Genomic DNA, 15,571 nt, shown 5'->3' with positions numbered 1-15,571 from the left:
ATCCCGGCCCGGACCGATTCGCCTCAGCCGTAATGCGCGACCGGGGTCCCGGCCAGCGCGCTGATGTTCAAAAGCCCCCGCGCGGTGATCGAGGGCGTCACGATATGCGCCTTGTTCCCCATCCCCATCAGGATCGGCCCGACCTCCAGCCCTGATGCCCGCGTCTTGAGGATGTTGCGCACCGCCGACGCTGCGTCGGTGCCCGCAAAGACCAGCACGTTCGCGGGTTCGTCCCCCAGCCGTGACTTGGGCAGCAGGCGGGCGCGGACGGAAGGATCGAGCGCGGCGTCCACGTGCATCTCGCCGTCGAAGAGGAAATCGACCTCGCGTCCGGTCAGGATGTCCATTGCTTCCCGCATCTTGCGGCCCGAGGCGGTGTCGAGATTGCCGAACTGCGAATGGCTGCAGAGTGCGATCCGCGGCGTCAGGCCGAAGCGGCGGACGTGGCGGGCGCAGGCCGTGGCGGTGTCGGCGACCTCGGCGGGGGTGGGGTCGTGGTGGACCTGGGTGTCGGCGATGAAGAGGGGCCCTTCCTCCTGAATCATCATCGACAGGGCGCCGACCGGATGCAGCCCGCCGCGCGCCAGGATCTCGCGCACATAGCCCAGATGCCAGGAATACTGGCCGAAGCAGCCGCAGATCAGGCTGTCGGCCTCGTTCCGATGCACCATCACTGCGCCGATTGCCGTGGTGTTGGTGCGCATGAACGCACGGGCGATGTCGGGGGTGACGCCGCGCCGCGCCATCAGCGAATGATAGGTTTCCCAATAGTCGCGGTAGCGGGGGTCGTCCTCGGGGTTCACGATCTGGAAATCGACGACCGGGCGGATCGGCAGGCCAGCGCGTTCGGCCCGGGTCTCGATCACCTCGGGGCGGCCGATCAGGATCGGAACGTCGTTGGTCTCCTCAAGCATGGCATTGGCGGCGCGCAGCACCCGCTCGTCCTCTCCTTCCGCGAAGACGATGCGCCGCTCTGCGGTGGCTGAGGCCTCGAACACCGGCCGCATGATCAGGGCGGACCGGAAGACCGAGCCGTCAAGCTTGCGCTTGTAGGCGTGGATGTCGGGCAGGGGGCGGGTCGCCACGCCCGATTCCATCGCCGCGCGGGCGACAGCGGTGGCAACAACGCCGATCAGGCGGGGGTCGAAGGGCTTGGGGATCAGATAGTTCGGCCCGAAGGTCAGCGTCTCGCCGCGATAAGCCGCGGCGGCCTCGGCGCTGGTGGTGGCGCGGGCCAGCGCGGCGATCCCCTCGATGCAGGCGATCTGCATGGCGTCGTTGATCTCGGTCGCGCCCACGTCCAGCGCGCCCCGGAAGATGAAGGGAAAGCACAGGACGTTGTTGACCTGGTTGGGATAGTCGCTGCGCCCGGTCGCCATGAGCGCGTCGGGGGCGACCTCGCGCACATCCTCGGGCAGGATCTCGGGCGAGGGGTTCGCCAGCGCGAAGATGATCGGCCGCCGCGCCATGCGCGCCACCATCTCGGGCTTCAGCACGCCGGGGCCGGAGAGGCCGAGAAACAGGTCGGCGCCGTCGATCACGTCGTCCAGAGCCCGCAGGTCGGTCGCCTGCGCGAAAGCGGCCTTCTGCGGATTCATGTCCTCGGCCCGGCCCTCGTAGACCAGCCCATGGATGTCGCAGAGCCACACGTTCTCGCGTTTTACCCCCAGCTTCAGCAGCATGTTGAGACAGGCTATTCCCGCCGCGCCCCCGCCGGTGGACACGACCTTGATGTCGTCGAACCGCCGCCCCGTGACGCGCAGCGCATTGGTGGCGGCGGCGCCCACGACGATGGCGGTGCCGTGCTGGTCATCGTGGAAGACGGGGATGTTCATCGATTCGCGGCAGAGCTTTTCCACCACGAAGCATTCCGGCGCCTTGATATCCTCGAGATTGATGGCGCCGAAGGTCGGTTCCAGCGCGCGGACGATCTCGGCCAGTTTCACCGGATCGGTCTCGTTCACCTCGATGTCGAAGCAGTCGATATTGGCGAATTTCTTGAACAGGACGGCCTTGCCTTCCATCACCGGCTTCGAGGCCTGCGCGCCGATGTTGCCAAGGCCCAGCACCGCCGTTCCGTTCGTCACCACCGCGACGAGGTTCCCCCGCGCGGTATAGCGCGCCGCGCAGGCGGGATCGGCCTGAATCTCCAGGCAGGCCTCGGCCACGCCCGGCGAATAGGCGAGGCTCAGGTCGCGTCCGTTCGCCAGCGGCTTGGTCGCGCGGATCTCGAGCTTGCCGGGTCGCGGATGCTCGTGATATTTCAGCGCCGCCTGCCGCAGATTTTCCCTTTGCCGCTCGTCCATTGCCCGTCTCCCTTGACCGTCCTTTCGTCGTAGCCCCCGCGACGCCGCGTCACAAGCGGCTGGCGCGCGGCTTTGCGCATGGCGAAAGGGGCGGGGTTGCGCCGGGTCGCGACGCTGCGGATGATGGGGCAAAACCGAAGGTGCGCCCATGTCCCTGATCGACGCCGCCCGCCGCGTGCGCGAGGCTGCCTATGCGCCATATTCCGGCTTCAAGGTCGGCGCGGCGGTGCGCGGCGCATCCGGCGTGATCTATGCCGGCTGCAACGTGGAAAACGTGGCCTACCCCGAGGGCACCTGCGCCGAGGCCGGCGCCATCGCCGCCATGGTCGCGGCGGGTGAGACCGAGATCATCGAGGTCTGCGTCGTCGCCGACAGCGCCCACCCCACGCCCCCCTGCGGCGGCTGCCGCCAGAAGCTGGCCGAGTTCGCCCGCGCCGACACCCCCGTCCTTCTGGCGACGGTCGGCGGCGAGAAGCTGGCCACGACCGTGGCCGAGCTGCTGCCGGGCCGCTTCGACGCAGGCCACATGGGCGGCGCATGAGGGACCGCAGGGCCACTCTGCGCTTGCTTCGCCCGGCCGTCCCCTTCATGGCACGACATCCCTACCGATCCCTGAACGCGGACGCTGCCCGATGACCCAGTTCCCCAACCTCACGCTCGTCGATCACCCGCTGGTCCAGCACAAGCTGACGATCATGCGCAAGCACGAGACATCGACCAACAGCTTCCGGCGGCTCCTGCGCGAGATCAGCCTGCTTCTGGCCTACGAGGTCACGCGCGAACTTGAGGTGACGACCGCCCGCATCCAGACCCCGATCTGCGAGATGGACGCGCCGATTCTGGAAGGAAAGAAGCTCGCGCTGATCTCGATCCTGCGGGCGGGGAACGGGCTTCTGGACGGCATCCTCGAACTGATCCCGGCGGCGCGGGTGGGGTTCCTCGGCCTCTATCGAGACCCAGACACGCTGCAGCCGGTGCAGTATTACTGCAAGGTTCCGGGCGATCTTGATGCGCGGATGGTGATCGTGGTGGACCCGATGCTGGCCACGGGGAACAGCGCGGTGGCCAGCATCGACCTGCTGAAGGCGCGAGGCGCGAAGAACATCCGCTTCCTCTGCCTGCTGGCCGCCCCCGAGGGAGTCCGGCGGATGCTGGAAGCCCATCCCGACGTGCCGGTCTATACCGCGGCGCTCGACGAAAGACTGGACGAGCACGGCTACATCGTGCCGGGACTGGGCGACGCGGGGGACCGGATGTTCGGCACCAAGTAGGGCGTTAACCGGTCCTTAGAGCATCCCGGGATAGACCCGGCTCCGCACGAACCGAATCAAGGGGCCGGTCATGGCTGTCACGGGTTTCTCTTTGCTGCTTGCGGCGGCCTCGGCGCTGGCCGGATTGGCAGGGATTGCCCTGCCGGTTCATGCGGAAACGCCTGCGACTGCAACCTCCGCCCTTGGTGCCTCACTGGCCCTGACGGTGCGGCAGCCGGCCGAGATCCCGCCCCCGGATTTCACGGCGGAACAGTATATCGACTCGGCGGGCTGCGTCTTCAAGCGGGCGGACGGCGGATGGCTTGTGCGGGCGGATCCCGATGGCGCGCCACTTTGCGGCTTTCCCCCGACACTGTCCGCAAGGCGCACCGCTTTCGGCAACGAGGGGGCGCTGTTCCCCAAACCTGATGAGCCGGCAGCGGAAAGAATCCACCGCGAGTTTGCCGAAGCGATCATTCCGAACCTGCAGGCGGGCGAGTTGCTGCAGGTTCCGGGAACGCAGGATGATCTGGCAACTTCCGGGGCGGACCTTGCCAGAGTCGGTGCCGATCATGGCGCCGCCATTCCCCCGCGGTTGGCAATGGCCGACGAAGGCGGAACGCAAGGCGAACTGGGCAAAATGATGGCCCGTGCGCCCGGCTTGGCCGCTGGCATGACCCGTGCGAACCACACCGACCGGCTTTGTGCCCTGATCGGCAAGCCGGCGCATGACACGGGTGCTGCCGGCTTGGGATTATGCGGATCGGGAACTGCCTTGTCTGCCGCGCCGCCGGGGCGCCAGGTGTCGGAAGCCAAGCCGGCTGCGCGTCGGATCGCGACCGACGAGCGGGCTGAACGCGGCACCCGGCAGCCTGGCAGACAGATCGTCAGCGTGGACTCTGCCGCAACCAAGGCTCGCCCGACCCCATCGCTGCCCCGGGCGTCTCGGGGAATGATCCCTCCGGGAGCGCGCTATCTGCAGGTCGGGGTTTTCAGCGAAACGGAAGAAGCGAATCGCATGGCGAGGAAGCTTGCCGGGCTGGGCCTGCCGGTAGCGCGTTCGCGGGATGCAGGGCGAGGGCAGCAAATGATCCTTGTCGGGCCGCTCGACGGCCGCGAGGCGATCGTGCGAATTATCGACCGCCTCGGCCGCGCCGGGTTCCGCGATGTCGTGGCCCGCCGCTGACAGGGCCAAGGCGCGACGTGCGAGCAGCAGCCGTAGGGATCGTTTCTCCGACGCGCCATTGCGCGGATCGATGTCAGACCGGCATAAGGACGGACCTTCTGCGCGTGATCTCAGTTCTTCCGGGTGGCGGCTGCATCATCAGGGTCATCCCGTAGGATACCCGGCCATCGGCAGCGCGGGATCACCCGTTATCCATCCAGATCGTCACGGGTCCGTCATTGACCAGCGCCACTTTCATGTCGGCGCCGAACTCGCCTGTCTCGACGGGCAGGTCCAGCGCCCTCAGCGCCTCGGCAAAGGCCAGATACAGGCGCTTGCCTTCCTCTGGCGGTGCGGCGGTCGAGAAGCCGGGGCGGTTCCCGCTGCGCGTGTCGGCGGCAAGCGTGAACTGGCTGACAACCAGAACCGCGCCGCCGGTATCCTGCACGGACCGGTTCATCCGGCCCTGATCGTCGCGGAATATCCGCAGGCGCGCCACCCGGCCGGCAAGGCGTTCGGCCGCTGCCTGGTCGTCACCCTGCATCGCGCAGACGAGCAGCAGAAGCCCGGGACCGATCCGGCCGACGGACCGGCCATCGACGGTGACTTCTGCCTCGCTCACCCGCTGGATCAGCACCCGCATGACCGTCCCTCAGCGCAGCATGATCCCGAGGACTACCGCCATCAGCCCCAGCATCGAGGCCGCGAGCGCGCCCATGTTCACCGCCACCACACGATGCATGGTGGCCCGCATGGCGGCGTCATCCCCGCCCATGCGCTTTGCCCGTGCCACGGCGACGATGCACCAGACGATGCCCGCCAGACCTGCGGTGGTCAGCGCCGCGCCGCACCAGATCAGGATGTCGTGGATGGTCATGCGGCCTCCGTCAACCAGTCGCTTCCGGGCCTAGCGGCGATTGCGCGTCCCGGCAAGACGGCCTATTGCAGCGCCTCATTTCCGCGGCGAAGGACAGCGACATGAGCGACGATCAGGCCTATGGCATCGCAGCCGGAGAGCTGCGCCAGTTCATCGAGCAATACGAGCAGCTCGACGCCGAGAAGAACGACGTGGCCGAGCGCCAGAAGGAACTGATGGCCGAGGCCAAGGCACGCGGCTACGACACCAAGGTGATGCGCAAGATCGTGGCCCTGCGCAAACGCGACAAGGACGACGTGGCCGAGGAAGAGGCGATCCTGGAAATGTACAAATCCGCTTTGGGGATGTGAGCGGACCGGGCAGGCCGGAACTGCCGCTCACCCGCTGATTCCCAGAGGGCGGCATCTGGAAGCCGATGGATGTCTGGCAGGTCGGCCTCCAGCCGAGCTTGTCACCGATCATGCGGCACGCAGCAGCGTTATCAAAGACGGCGAAGAATAGGCCAGCGGTGACGCAAGGCGCAGCGCAGCCTTCTTGCGGCCTCAGGGGCTCAGGAACTCCACCCCCGGCAGGGCGGCGATGCGGCCGACGTCTTCCTCATAGGCGTCGGTGATCTCGTCCACCAGGTCCTGCGTCCAGCCGGGGACGGTGACGGTTTCGCGCACCAGGTCGGCGCGGGCGTGGCGGCCCAGCATCTCGGCGAAGATCCGGCGCCGCGCCTCGACGGTCAGCGGGGCGGCGCGGGTCATGGCCTCCTTCAGGTCCGCCATCCCCTCGGGCGGCAGCAGGTCGCCCAGGACGGCGAGGCCGGATTTCAGGGGCACGTCCGCGGGCATCCGGGCGATGCGCCGCACCACCTCGGGCCAGATCAGGGGGGTGTCCTCGTAGCACCAGACGATCACGCGCCGGCCCTGCATCGCCTCGATGATGCGCTGCATTGCGGGACCCCAGCGCAACTGGCGGGGGTCGCAGCCTTTCAGCAGGCGTTCGACCGAGCCATCCGGCACGCGCGAGGCGAGATGCGGGATCTGCAGCGCGGGGTTCTGGATCGCCAGCGACACCTCGACCTCGGCCGAGGGGAACAGGCCGGCCACTGCCCGCATCCGGGTGCCCGCCTGTGGAAACAGCCCTTTTTCGCTGAGGCAGCGCACCGGCGCCCCGATCAGCGAGGCCTGCGAGATCACCATCCTCTGCGCGCTTTCGGATTCCAGCATCGCGTCGTAGATGACCTCCTCCATCTCGGCCGGCGCATCGCCGCCTTTCAGCGAGTTCAGCGCCTCGTCCAGAACGCCCTTGTAGCGGCCGGGCGGCACCACCTCGACGCCATTGGCGAGCAGCCAGTCGCGGTTTTCCATCAGCGTGCGGATCATCCGCTCGGGCTCGGTGCCGTGGGTGCCGAAATGGATCGCGACCTGCATGGAAGAACCCTCGTCCTGCTGCTGGCCGTCCCGTCGCCCTGCGCGGGCGCGGGGTCAAGGGGCCGGCCGGGATTGTCATGGAAAAACTTGGGCGGGGTTGCGGGGGCGTGGTGCTTGCGCCACCCGCGACGGGCGCGTATTCCGGCGTCATGCCGGCTTAGCTCAGTGGTAGAGCGTCTGATTTGTAATCAGGGGGTCGGGGGTTCAAATCCCTCAGCCGGCACCAGCTTACCCGCCCCAGCTGCGTTCCAGCACCGACAGCCAGTTCCGCCAGGCGATCTTCTCAACCAGGTCGCGGCCATAGCCATGCGCCAGCATGGCGTCAGTCAGCCGGGGCAGCGCGGCCGCGTCGGGCAGGTCCGCCGGCATCACCGCGCCGTCGAAATCGGAACCCAGCGCCACGCCGTCCTCGCCCAGGATTGCCAGCATATGGTCGAGATGGCGCAGCAGGATGTCGAAGCCGCGGAACTGTTCCCGCCGGCCGTCGGGGGCAAGGAAGCCGGTGTTGAAGTTCAGCCCCACCACGCCGCCGGTATCGGCGATCTGGCGCAACTGCCGGTTGGTCAGGTTGCGGGAACTGGGGCAGATCGCATGGGCGCCCGAATGGGTGGCGACCAGCGGCGCGTCGGTCAGCCGCGCCACGTCGTCGCAGCCCTTCTCGTTCAGGTGCGACAGGTCGATCATGATCCGCAGCGCGTTGCATTCGCGCACCAGGGCTCGGCCACGTTCTGTCAACCCCTCGCCACGATCGGGGGCCGAGGGGAAGGCGAAGGGCACGCCATGCCCGTAGGCCGTCGGCCGCGACCAGACGAACCCCATCGAGCGCAGCCCCATCGCGTGCCACAGGTGCAGCGCATCAAGGTCGGCCAGCGGCTCGGCCCCTTCCATGTGCAGGATCGCGGCGACGCGGCCTGCATCCATCGCTGCGCGGATGTCGGCGGCGCTGCGGCAGATCGACAGCGTGCCCGTGCGTTCCAGCCCGAACAGCGCCGCGGCCTGCGCGAAGGCCAGCGGCAGGGCCGCGTCGCAGGCGACCTGGGGCGGCAGGGGCAGGTCGAAGGGCGGGTTTTCCTTCTGGCGCAGCAGTTCGGCTATGTCCCCGGTCTGGGCGTCGGGCACCCACATGGCGAAGAAGCCGCCGGCCATGCCACCCTGCCGCAGCCGCGGCAGGTCCATGTGGCCAGTGCCGTCCCCTTCCTGCCACAGCCGGGCGGCATCGGTTCCAGCGGCCACGGCGCGCTGCAGGAAATCGTTATGTCCATCGAATACGGGGATCATCCGGCCCAGTCCCAAGATTTGCGCCTGCACGAAGATCATTCCGGCGGCGCCGATGCAAGCGCGCCGGGCTTGCCCTTCGGCGGGCTGCATGCAACGCATTTCTATCGGCGGCGGGAAACAGGAACGACATGGCGGGACGCATCATCACCGTCGCTCAGCAGAAGGGCGGCTCGGGCAAGACCACGCTGACGGTGAACCTTGCCGTGGCGCTGCGCCGCAAGGGCTTTTCGGTCGCGGTGCTGGACACCGATCCGCAGGGCAGCCTCGGGCGCTGGTTCATGGAACGGCTGAACCGCATCGGCGAGGATGCGGGGCTGGAGTTCTCGACCTCGTCGGCCTGGGGGGCAAGCTATGAAAGCGAGAAGCTGAAGCGGCGCTTTGACGTGGTGCTGATCGACACGCCGCCGAAGATCGAAAGCGACCTGCGCCCGGCGCTGCGGGTGGCCGACCTGATCTTGGTGCCGGTGGCTTCCAGCCAGGTGGACCTGTGGGCGACGGAAGGCGTGCTGGACCTTGCCGACCGGGAAAAACGGCCGGTGCTGATCGTGCTGAACCGCACCCGGCCGAACACCCGGCTGGGGGCCGAAGTGGCTGCAGGTGCGGCGGCGCTTGGGGTGGACGTGGCCCGCGCCGAGATCGCGAACCGCGTGGCCTATGCCGAGACGCTCGGGCACGGCAGCGCCGTGGCCGAGGGGCCGTCCGGTCCGGCGCGCGACGAGATGGCGGTGCTGGCGGATGAGGTCATGGCCCATGCCGGGATCGAGGGCGCAGCAACCATCGGCGGTCCGAGCCGCAGTTGACGGCCTGATGCTGCCGATCAAGAACCAGCCCGGCAGTGGAAAGGGGACATGATGGCCGAAACGGCAGATTTCAGCGGCATTTCCGGTGCCACGCCCATCGAGCCACTGGCCACGCCGCTTGCCCCCGATGCCTTGCGCGAACAGGTCGTCGCGCTGGGACCGTGGTTTCACAACATCGATCTTGCGCCCGGCCTGTCCACGCGCGGGATCGCACCCTCGGCCGGACCTCAGCCCGTCGATCATCCGCTGCGGCGCTGGCAGGTTTACGAAGACGTGCTGCCGCAGGACATGACCGGGATGCGGGTGCTGGACCTCGGCTCGGCCGAGGGGTTCTTTGCGCTGGAGATGGCGCGCAGGGGCGCCTTCGTGCTGGCGCAGGATTTCTGGGGCGCGATGATCCGGCGGCTGCGCTTTGCGGCGCAGGTCACGGGTCTGCAGGACCGGATCTGGACCCGGATCGGAAATGTGACCGCCATCCAGCCCGGCGAACGCTATGACGCGGTGCTGGCGCTGGGGCTGCTTTACCACCTGCGCCATCCCTTCCACGACCTTGAGATCATCTCCCGCGCGTCGGACCTGCTGTGGCTGGAAACGACGCTGCACGAGGGCGAGGAAAGCTTTCTCTACTTCAAGCCGCCGGCCGAGGGCGTCCACCATGTCCGAAAATGGTTTCCGACCCGCGCCTGCGTGCGCGACATGCTGGAGGAGTGCAGGTTCACCATGATCGAGGACATCCCCGACCCGACACCCAACCGCGGCTCTTTCATGGCGCGGCGCTGAAGCCTTTCCAGAGGGCAGCGGTCGCAAGACCCACGATGCAGACAGCCTGCCCTTGATCAGTTCAGCAGCGGCTTTTCAATGCCGCCGCTTGCTGCGCTTGTTGCCTCCGCGCTGGCCTGCGCGACCGGCGGTCGAGCGGCCCTGCGAACGGACAGCGGCCTCGGCTGCTTCCTCGACCGCCGTCTGCCGAGCCAAGGGATCGTCGGCCACCACCAGTTCGACCGCCTCCAGCCGCTTGACCTCGTCACGCAGGCGGGCGGCTTCCTCGAACTCGAGATTTTCGGCGGCCTTGCGCATCTGCGTCCGCAGGGCGTCCAGATGCGCCTGCAGGTTGGCGCCGACCAGGGGCTTGTCGATCTTTGTCGTGATCCGCGACTGGTCAGTGTCGCCCTGCCACAGCCCGGCCAGCACGTCATCGACGTTCTTGCGGACGGTTGTCGGGGTGATGCCATGCGCCTCGTTATAGGCCTGCTGCTTGGCACGGCGGCGTTCGGTTTCCCGCATCGCGCGTTCCATGCTGCCGGTGATGCGATCGGCATACATGATGACCCGCCCGTCCACGTTCCGGGCGGCTCGGCCGATGGTCTGAATCAGCGAGGTTTCGGACCGCAGGAACCCTTCCTTGTCGGCATCGAGGATCGCGACGAGGCCGCATTCAGGAATATCAAGGCCTTCGCGCAGCAGGTTGATGCCCACCAGAACATCATAAGCGCCAAGGCGCAGGTCGCGCAGGATCTCGATCCGCTCGATCGTGTCGATGTCGGAATGCATGTAGCGGACGCGGATGCCCTGTTCGTGCAGGTATTCGGTCAGGTCCTCGGCCATGCGCTTGGTCAGGGTCGTGACCAGCGTGCGATAGCCTTGTTTTGCAACCAGCCGGACCTCGTCCAGCAGGTCGTCCACCTGCGTCTCGACGGGGCGGATCTCGATCACAGGGTCCAGAAGACCGGTCGGGCGGATCACCTGCTCGGCAAAGACGCCGCCGGCCTGATCCATTTCCCATTGGCTGGGGGTGGCCGAGACGAAGACCGACTGCGGGCGCATGGCATCCCATTCCTCGAACTTCAGGGGGCGGTTGTCCATGCAACTGGGCAAGCGGAAACCGTGTTCCGCCAGCGTGAACTTGCGCCGGAAGTCGCCGCGATACATGCCCCCGATCTGCGGCACGCTGACGTGGGATTCATCGGCGAAGACGATGGCGTTGTCGGGGATGAACTCGAACAGCGTGGGCGGAGGCTCGCCCGGCGCGCGGCCGGTCAGGTAGCGGCTGTAGTTCTCGATGCCGTTGCAGACGCCAGTGGCCTCCAGCATCTCTAGGTCGAAGTTGGTGCGCTGTTCCAGCCGCTGGGCTTCCAGCAGCTTGCCCTCGTCGGTCAGTTGCTTCAGCCGCATCTGAAGTTCCGCTCGTATCCCCTTGCTGGCCTGCTGCAAGGTCGGCCGAGGCGTGACATAGTGGCTGTTGGCATAGATGCGGATCTGCTTGTAGTCGCCATCGCGGGCGCCGGTCAGCGGGTCGAACTCGACAATGGCCTCAAGCTCGTTGCCGAAGAAGCTGAATCGCCAGGCGCGGTCGTCGAGGTGCGCGGGCCAGACCTCGACCACGTCGCCGCGCACCCGGAAGGCGCCGCGCTGGAAGGCCGTGTCCAGGCGCTTGTATTGCTGCGCCACCAGTTCGTTGATGAAAGCGCGCTGGTCGTAGCTTTGCCCCACGACCATGTCCTGCGTCATCGCCGAATAGGTCTCGACCGAGCCGATGCCGTAGATGCAGGACACCGAGGCCACGATGATCACATCGTCTCGTTCCAGCAGTGCCCGGGTCGCCGAGTGGCGCATCCGGTCAATCGCCTCGTTGATCTGCGATTCTTTCTCGATATAGGTATCCGACCGCGGGACATAGGCTTCGGGCTGGTAGTAGTCGTAATAGCTGACGAAATATTCCACCGCATTATCGGGGAAGAAGCCCTTGAATTCGCCGTAAAGCTGCGCGGCCAGCGTCTTGTTCGGTGCCAGGATGATGGCAGGGCGCTGCGTTTCCTCGATCACCTTGGCCATGGTGTAGGTCTTGCCGGTGCCGGTCGCGCCAAGCAGCACCTGATCGCGCTCGCCCTCACGCACCCCCCGGGCCAGTTCGGCGATGGCGCCGGGCTGGTCGCCGGCCGGCGAGAACTCGCTGTGCATGACGAAGTGCTTGCCGCCTTCCAGCTTCACCCGCCGCTCGGGCTGCAGCAGCATCGGCATGGGAGCGTTGGTGTTGTTATGGGCCATGACGATCCTTGAGGGAAGGTGGTGCGAAGGATGCCGTTAGGTGGTGCGGAAAGTGCCCGTTTTCAAGGAAAAGGCCGCCCTGTCGCGGGCGGCCCCATGCTGCTGCAGGCGTGGTTCAGCTTGACAGTTCGAGAACCGCGCAGGCGATGCGGTCGCCCGCGTTGCCGGCAGGCTGGCTCGTGTAATCGTCCACATCGGAATGGATCATCACGGCCGAACCATCCTCATCGAGGATTTGATCCATCAGGATACCGGGCAGGAAATACTCGACATGCAGCGCGCCTGCCGTCCCCATCGTGATGTTCGGAAGGTCGCCCGGATGCGGGCCGTTCGCCGAATGGACGCCATGTTCCCGGTCGCCTGCCATATGGCCGCCGGCGCTTTCAAAGGTGGGGCCTTCGCACAGGCCGGCCTCATGGATATGCAGCCCGTGCTGTGCGGCGGACACCGCGCCCTCGCTGATGTCCAGCACGAAATGCATCACGCCCGAGGTGGTTTCGGTGATCAGGACGCTGCCGACATCCGCTCCTTCGCCATTGCGAAGAACGCCGCCTGCCTGGCGGAACTGCTCGCCACCTGCCGCTGCCGTGGCATCGCCTGCTGCGGGCGCATCCGGCTGATCCGCGCCTGTTGCTGCCGGAGAGGCATTCTCGACCGGCGCCGCCTGCGCGGGCTGGGCATCTGCCGCGGCAGGTGCCGAATCCTGCGTATGGCCTGGATGCGGGGCCAGCACCAGAGCCGCGCCCAGCAGCAGGGCGCCGAGGGCATGAGGCTGGGGCAGAACACGTGTCGCGTTAAGGGATCGGGTCATCGAGGGCACTCCTGTCTGTCCTTGCCTGGCGTCAACGCCCGAGGGCGGCAGCCGTTCCCCCCTGTTTCGCCCTTGCCGGACAGTGGCGCTTGATCGTCGGCGCCGCCTGCGCCACAAGAGGCCGGCCCGTCTTCAGCCGCCAAGGGGTTCCGCCATGCGCGTCCGCATCTACAAGCCCGCCCGCAACGCCATGCAGTCCGGTGTTGCCCGCACCAAGGAATGGGTGCTCGAATTCTCTCATTCCGACCGGCCGGACCTGGACCCGCTGATGGGCTGGACGAGTTCCGATGACACCCAGTCGCAGATCCGCCTGCGCTTTGACAGCCGCGCCGAGGCCGAGGCTTACGCCAAGGCCAAGGGGCTGGAATATATCGTGACCGAGCCGAAACCCCGCGCCCACAACATCCGCCCGCGTGGCTATGGTGAAAACTTCGCCACGGACCGCAAGGCGCCGTGGACGCATTGACCGGAAAATCGTGCCGGGGTTGCCGCAGGCGGAAGGTGGATGCGTCTGCCGGGCAAGGGTCGGCGCTGGGCCCTGTTCATTGACATGAACAAACAGGGCAGCGATCCGCGTCCAGTTCCCGTTGCGCTGCAGGCCATGACAGGCGTGACCATTGCGATGGAAAGCCCGCTTTCTTCCGATCTGGATCTTCTGTTCGCCCGCCACGTTCAGGCGATGCACGCCGACACCCCGCCCGAGTCGATCCACATGCTGCCGCGCCAGGATCTTGTCTCGCCCTTGATCGACTTCCTTGTGCTGCGGGCAGAGGGCGCGCCAGTGGGCATGGGTGCACTGAAGCGGATCGCGCCGGATCATGGCGAGATCAAGTCCATGCACATCCTCTCCGAGCAGCGGGGAGAGGGGCACGCCCGCCGGTTGCTGCAGGCACTGATCGACCAAGCGAAAGCAAGGGACTACCGGCGCGTATCGCTGGAAACCGGAACTCAGGACAGCTTCGGCCCGGCGCGCGTCCTTTACGCCCGCGCGGGCTTCACCGAATGCGCACCGTTCGCGGGCTACGCCCCCGACCCGAACAGCGTTTTCATGACCAGCGAGGTCTGACGCAACCTCGCCCCCTTGCACCGGGGCGGGCTTTGCCGCAATCACAACGGGCGCGGCCCCGTAGCTCAACTGGATAGAGCAGGGACCTTCTAAGTCCAAGGTTGGGGGTTCGAGCCCTCCCGGGGTCGCCACGGTGATGTTGCAGAGTTGGCGTTGTTTTCGGGATGTCTGCGCGGGTTTCAGTTGGGAAACCGAACGCAACAGGCGGGGCACGGGCACCGCCCCAGCAAACGGAGAACGCAAGTGCAACATTGTGATCATCTTCAGCCGGCAGGCCTTGCCGGGTCCATCGAGTTCATCAGGCTTGAGGAAACCCTTCGAGAATTTGCGGAAGACGAGTCCTTCATCTTCGTCGTCAACAAGGGGAATTGGGGCGACGGGCTGATCCGATATGCAACAGAGCAATTCTTCCGGCACAATGCCTTTCGGTATGTGAGTGTTCCTGTAGCGCGCGCCATGACGATGTCGCCCGATGACCTGCGTCAACTATCATCCAGTTCGAAGGTTCGAATGGTTTACAGCGGCGGAGGAGCGTTTCTGGATAAATATCGGATGCATAAAAAGATACCCGCACTGATTGAGCGATCAGAACGGATGCTGGTTCTGCCTCATACTTTTGCAGTTCCGCGAAGAAGACTGGGATTCCGGCGAACGGATATCCTTTTCCGCCGGGATGAAAGCGGATCGAAAAAGTTCGCTCCTCGGTCAATCTTCTGCCACGACATGGCGCTCAGCCTTGGGCGGATCGCGACATCCGGCAATGGTTCAGGCGTAGGATATTTCTTCCGCGGCGATGTGGAAAAGATCGAGGACATGCCTGTCCCCGAGGGCAATCGTGACATCTCGACAGAGGGCAAAGAGAGCACACCGATGTCGGGTTTCCTGGATGCCATCGCCCGGTTCGGGACGATACATACCAACCGCCTGCATATTTCGATTGCCGCCGCGATGATGGGACGGCGGGTTCATCTTTACGCCAATTCCTATTTCAAGAATAACTCGATCTATGAAGCATCGCTGAAACAGGCATTTTCAAACCTGACCTTTCACCAGCGATACACAGCGCCATCCGCGTGAGTTGCAGAGGTTAGTCCGCCATGAAGTCTGTTGCCATTCTGACAATGGTCTATGATGACGACATTTACCTGAAAATCTGGCTTTCTTACTGGGAAAAATTTGTTCCCCGCAGTAATCTCTACGTTTTGATCCATGCGGATTATGGACACTACGAACAGATGGCGAGTGACTGCAATACGATCAGGATCGCCCGACCGCCAATGCACGCCGGCTCTGAGGTCAGCAGGTGGAAGATGTTGTCCAGTTTGGCTTCTGGTCTGACACTTATGTTCGATCGGGTCATCTACACGGATGTAGATGAGATAATCGCGCTTGATCCAAAGCACGGAAATAATCCAATCGATTATATCTTAGGTCCTGTTGACAAAAGGGATTCTCATGGCGCGCTGATCGTGATTCAAGCCGGTATCTGCGATGGAGACCAGCTTGGCACGAGACCTGATGTCGGACGAGGAATGGGCGTTCCATGAGCCCTTCA

At 65.7% G+C, this 15,571-nt stretch carries 17 protein-coding genes and 2 tRNA genes; 12 read left to right on the top strand and 7 right to left on the bottom strand.

Annotation, left to right across the window (positions count from 1 at the left end):
- Window positions 1-23 precede the first annotated feature (23 nt).
- Complete coding sequence (locus H5395_RS12645) at window positions 24-2,306, bottom strand: NADP-dependent malic enzyme (protein WP_182792939.1); 2,283 nt, start codon at window positions 2,304-2,306, stop codon at window positions 24-26.
- Between the two features lie 148 nt (window positions 2,307-2,454).
- On the opposite strand from H5395_RS12645, the gene H5395_RS12640 reads away from it, so the two are divergent.
- The 3 genes from H5395_RS12640 to H5395_RS19495 all read left to right on the top strand — a co-directional run bounded on the left by H5395_RS12640 (window position 2,455) and on the right by H5395_RS19495 (window position 4,742).
- On the top strand, window positions 2,455-2,847 hold the full coding sequence (locus H5395_RS12640; protein WP_182792938.1) for a cytidine deaminase: 393 nt from the start codon (window positions 2,455-2,457) through the stop codon (window positions 2,845-2,847).
- Between the two features lie 91 nt (window positions 2,848-2,938).
- Window positions 2,939-3,577, top strand: coding sequence for a uracil phosphoribosyltransferase (gene upp / locus H5395_RS12635; RefSeq protein ID WP_182792937.1), 639 nt, complete (start codon window positions 2,939-2,941; stop codon window positions 3,575-3,577).
- A gap of 304 nt (window positions 3,578-3,881) precedes the next feature.
- Window positions 3,882-4,742, top strand: coding sequence for an SPOR domain-containing protein (locus H5395_RS19495; RefSeq protein WP_182792936.1), 861 nt, complete (start codon window positions 3,882-3,884; stop codon window positions 4,740-4,742).
- 181 nt (window positions 4,743-4,923) lie between these two features.
- Here the strand turns inward: H5395_RS19495 and dtd are convergent, their stop codons facing one another.
- Entirely contained in the window at window positions 4,924-5,364 is a 441-nt protein-coding gene (gene dtd, locus H5395_RS12625) for a D-aminoacyl-tRNA deacylase (RefSeq protein WP_182792935.1), read from the bottom strand.
- Window positions 5,365-5,373: 9 nt separating this feature from the next.
- Complete coding sequence (locus H5395_RS12620) at window positions 5,374-5,598, bottom strand: hypothetical protein (RefSeq protein WP_182792934.1); 225 nt, start codon at window positions 5,596-5,598, stop codon at window positions 5,374-5,376.
- Window positions 5,599-5,699: 101 nt separating this feature from the next.
- Here H5395_RS12620 and H5395_RS12615 point away from each other — a divergent pair, with 101 nt between their 5' ends.
- Window positions 5,700-5,948, top strand: a complete 249-nt coding sequence (locus H5395_RS12615; RefSeq protein ID WP_182792933.1) for a DUF2312 domain-containing protein — start codon at window positions 5,700-5,702, stop codon at window positions 5,946-5,948.
- 192 nt (window positions 5,949-6,140) lie between these two features.
- Here H5395_RS12615 and H5395_RS12610 read toward each other — a convergent pair whose 3' ends face one another.
- Window positions 6,141-7,016 carry a hypothetical protein gene (locus H5395_RS12610; RefSeq protein ID WP_182792932.1) on the bottom strand — a complete coding sequence of 292 codons (876 nt, stop codon included), beginning with the start codon at window positions 7,014-7,016 and terminating at the stop codon, window positions 6,141-6,143.
- Window positions 7,017-7,167: 151 nt separating this feature from the next.
- On the opposite strand from H5395_RS12610, the gene H5395_RS12605 reads away from it, so the two are divergent.
- Window positions 7,168-7,242 (top strand) — tRNA-Thr (locus H5395_RS12605).
- A gap of 2 nt (window positions 7,243-7,244) precedes the next feature.
- Here H5395_RS12605 and H5395_RS12600 read toward each other — a convergent pair.
- The gene (locus tag H5395_RS12600; protein WP_182792978.1) at window positions 7,245-8,294 is read right to left on the bottom strand and encodes a dipeptidase; all 1,050 of its coding nucleotides are present in this window, start codon (window positions 8,292-8,294) and stop codon (window positions 7,245-7,247) included.
- Window positions 8,295-8,422: 128 nt separating this feature from the next.
- On the opposite strand from H5395_RS12600, the gene parA reads away from it, so the two are divergent.
- Together parA and H5395_RS12590 are read left to right on the top strand one after the other, a co-directional pair.
- On the top strand, window positions 8,423-9,094 hold the full coding sequence (gene parA, locus H5395_RS12595) for a ParA family partition ATPase (protein ID WP_182792931.1): 672 nt from the start codon (window positions 8,423-8,425) through the stop codon (window positions 9,092-9,094).
- Between the two features lie 48 nt (window positions 9,095-9,142).
- A complete protein-coding gene (locus H5395_RS12590) occupies window positions 9,143-9,874 on the top strand; it encodes a methyltransferase domain-containing protein (protein WP_182792930.1) in 732 nt (243 codons plus the stop codon).
- Between the two features lie 75 nt (window positions 9,875-9,949).
- Here H5395_RS12590 and uvrB read toward each other — a convergent pair whose 3' ends face one another.
- Both uvrB and H5395_RS12580 read right to left on the bottom strand, forming a co-directional pair.
- Window positions 9,950-12,139 (bottom strand): excinuclease ABC subunit UvrB, encoded by a 2,190-nt coding sequence (uvrB, locus tag H5395_RS12585; protein WP_304612824.1) that lies wholly within the window; start codon window positions 12,137-12,139, stop codon window positions 9,950-9,952.
- A gap of 115 nt (window positions 12,140-12,254) precedes the next feature.
- Window positions 12,255-12,950 (bottom strand): superoxide dismutase family protein, encoded by a 696-nt coding sequence (locus H5395_RS12580; RefSeq protein ID WP_182792929.1) that lies wholly within the window; start codon window positions 12,948-12,950, stop codon window positions 12,255-12,257.
- Between the two features lie 154 nt (window positions 12,951-13,104).
- Between H5395_RS12580 and H5395_RS12575 the strand changes: the two genes are divergently transcribed.
- The 5 genes from H5395_RS12575 to H5395_RS12555 all read left to right on the top strand — a co-directional run bounded on the left by H5395_RS12575 (window position 13,105) and on the right by H5395_RS12555 (window position 15,563).
- A complete protein-coding gene (locus tag H5395_RS12575) occupies window positions 13,105-13,416 on the top strand; it encodes an ETC complex I subunit (RefSeq protein WP_182792928.1) in 312 nt (103 codons plus the stop codon).
- A gap of 84 nt (window positions 13,417-13,500) precedes the next feature.
- Window positions 13,501-14,016: a GNAT family N-acetyltransferase gene (locus tag H5395_RS12570; RefSeq protein WP_370576451.1), complete on the top strand. Its 516-nt coding sequence runs from the start codon at window positions 13,501-13,503 to the stop codon at window positions 14,014-14,016.
- Between the two features lie 54 nt (window positions 14,017-14,070).
- Window positions 14,071-14,147: transfer RNA gene (locus tag H5395_RS12565), tRNA-Arg, on the top strand.
- Between the two features lie 112 nt (window positions 14,148-14,259).
- A complete protein-coding gene (locus tag H5395_RS12560) occupies window positions 14,260-15,093 on the top strand; it encodes a hypothetical protein (protein WP_182792927.1) in 834 nt (277 codons plus the stop codon).
- Between the two features lie 20 nt (window positions 15,094-15,113).
- Window positions 15,114-15,563 (top strand): hypothetical protein, encoded by a 450-nt coding sequence (locus H5395_RS12555; RefSeq protein ID WP_182792926.1) that lies wholly within the window; start codon window positions 15,114-15,116, stop codon window positions 15,561-15,563.
- Window positions 15,564-15,571 lie beyond the last annotated feature (8 nt).

Source organism: Paracoccus sp. MC1854 (assembly GCF_014164635.1).
Taxonomy (GTDB): domain Bacteria; phylum Pseudomonadota; class Alphaproteobacteria; order Rhodobacterales; family Rhodobacteraceae; genus Paracoccus.
The sequence above is the reverse complement of the archived record's forward strand: the minus strand, read 5'-3'. Positions and strand labels throughout refer to the sequence as shown.

Bases quoted from the DNA above. Each gene is read 5' to 3' on its own strand.
- dtd (WP_182792935.1), bottom strand. From the start codon at position 5,364: ATGCGGGTGCTGATCCAGCGGGTGAGCGAGGCAGAAGTCACCGTCGAT.
- upp (WP_182792937.1), top strand. From the start codon at position 2,939: ATGACCCAGTTCCCCAACCTCACGCTCGTCGATCACCCGCTGGTCCAG.
- H5395_RS12570 (WP_370576451.1), top strand. From the start codon at position 13,501: ATGAACAAACAGGGCAGCGATCCGCGTCCAGTTCCCGTTGCGCTGCAG.
- H5395_RS12620 (WP_182792934.1), bottom strand. From the start codon at position 5,598: ATGACCATCCACGACATCCTGATCTGGTGCGGCGCGGCGCTGACCACC.
- H5395_RS12590 (WP_182792930.1), top strand. From the start codon at position 9,143: ATGATGGCCGAAACGGCAGATTTCAGCGGCATTTCCGGTGCCACGCCC.
- H5395_RS12610 (WP_182792932.1), bottom strand. From the start codon at position 7,016: ATGCAGGTCGCGATCCATTTCGGCACCCACGGCACCGAGCCCGAGCGG.
- parA (WP_182792931.1), top strand. From the start codon at position 8,423: ATGGCGGGACGCATCATCACCGTCGCTCAGCAGAAGGGCGGCTCGGGC.
- H5395_RS12640 (WP_182792938.1), top strand. From the start codon at position 2,455: ATGTCCCTGATCGACGCCGCCCGCCGCGTGCGCGAGGCTGCCTATGCG.
- H5395_RS12555 (WP_182792926.1), top strand. From the start codon at position 15,114: ATGAAGTCTGTTGCCATTCTGACAATGGTCTATGATGACGACATTTAC.
- H5395_RS12600 (WP_182792978.1), bottom strand. From the start codon at position 8,294: ATGATCCCCGTATTCGATGGACATAACGATTTCCTGCAGCGCGCCGTG.
- H5395_RS12575 (WP_182792928.1), top strand. From the start codon at position 13,105: ATGCGCGTCCGCATCTACAAGCCCGCCCGCAACGCCATGCAGTCCGGT.
- H5395_RS12580 (WP_182792929.1), bottom strand. From the start codon at position 12,950: ATGACCCGATCCCTTAACGCGACACGTGTTCTGCCCCAGCCTCATGCC.
- H5395_RS12645 (WP_182792939.1), bottom strand. From the start codon at position 2,306: ATGGACGAGCGGCAAAGGGAAAATCTGCGGCAGGCGGCGCTGAAATAT.
- H5395_RS12615 (WP_182792933.1), top strand. From the start codon at position 5,700: ATGAGCGACGATCAGGCCTATGGCATCGCAGCCGGAGAGCTGCGCCAG.
- uvrB (WP_304612824.1), bottom strand. From the start codon at position 12,139: ATGGCCCATAACAACACCAACGCTCCCATGCCGATGCTGCTGCAGCCC.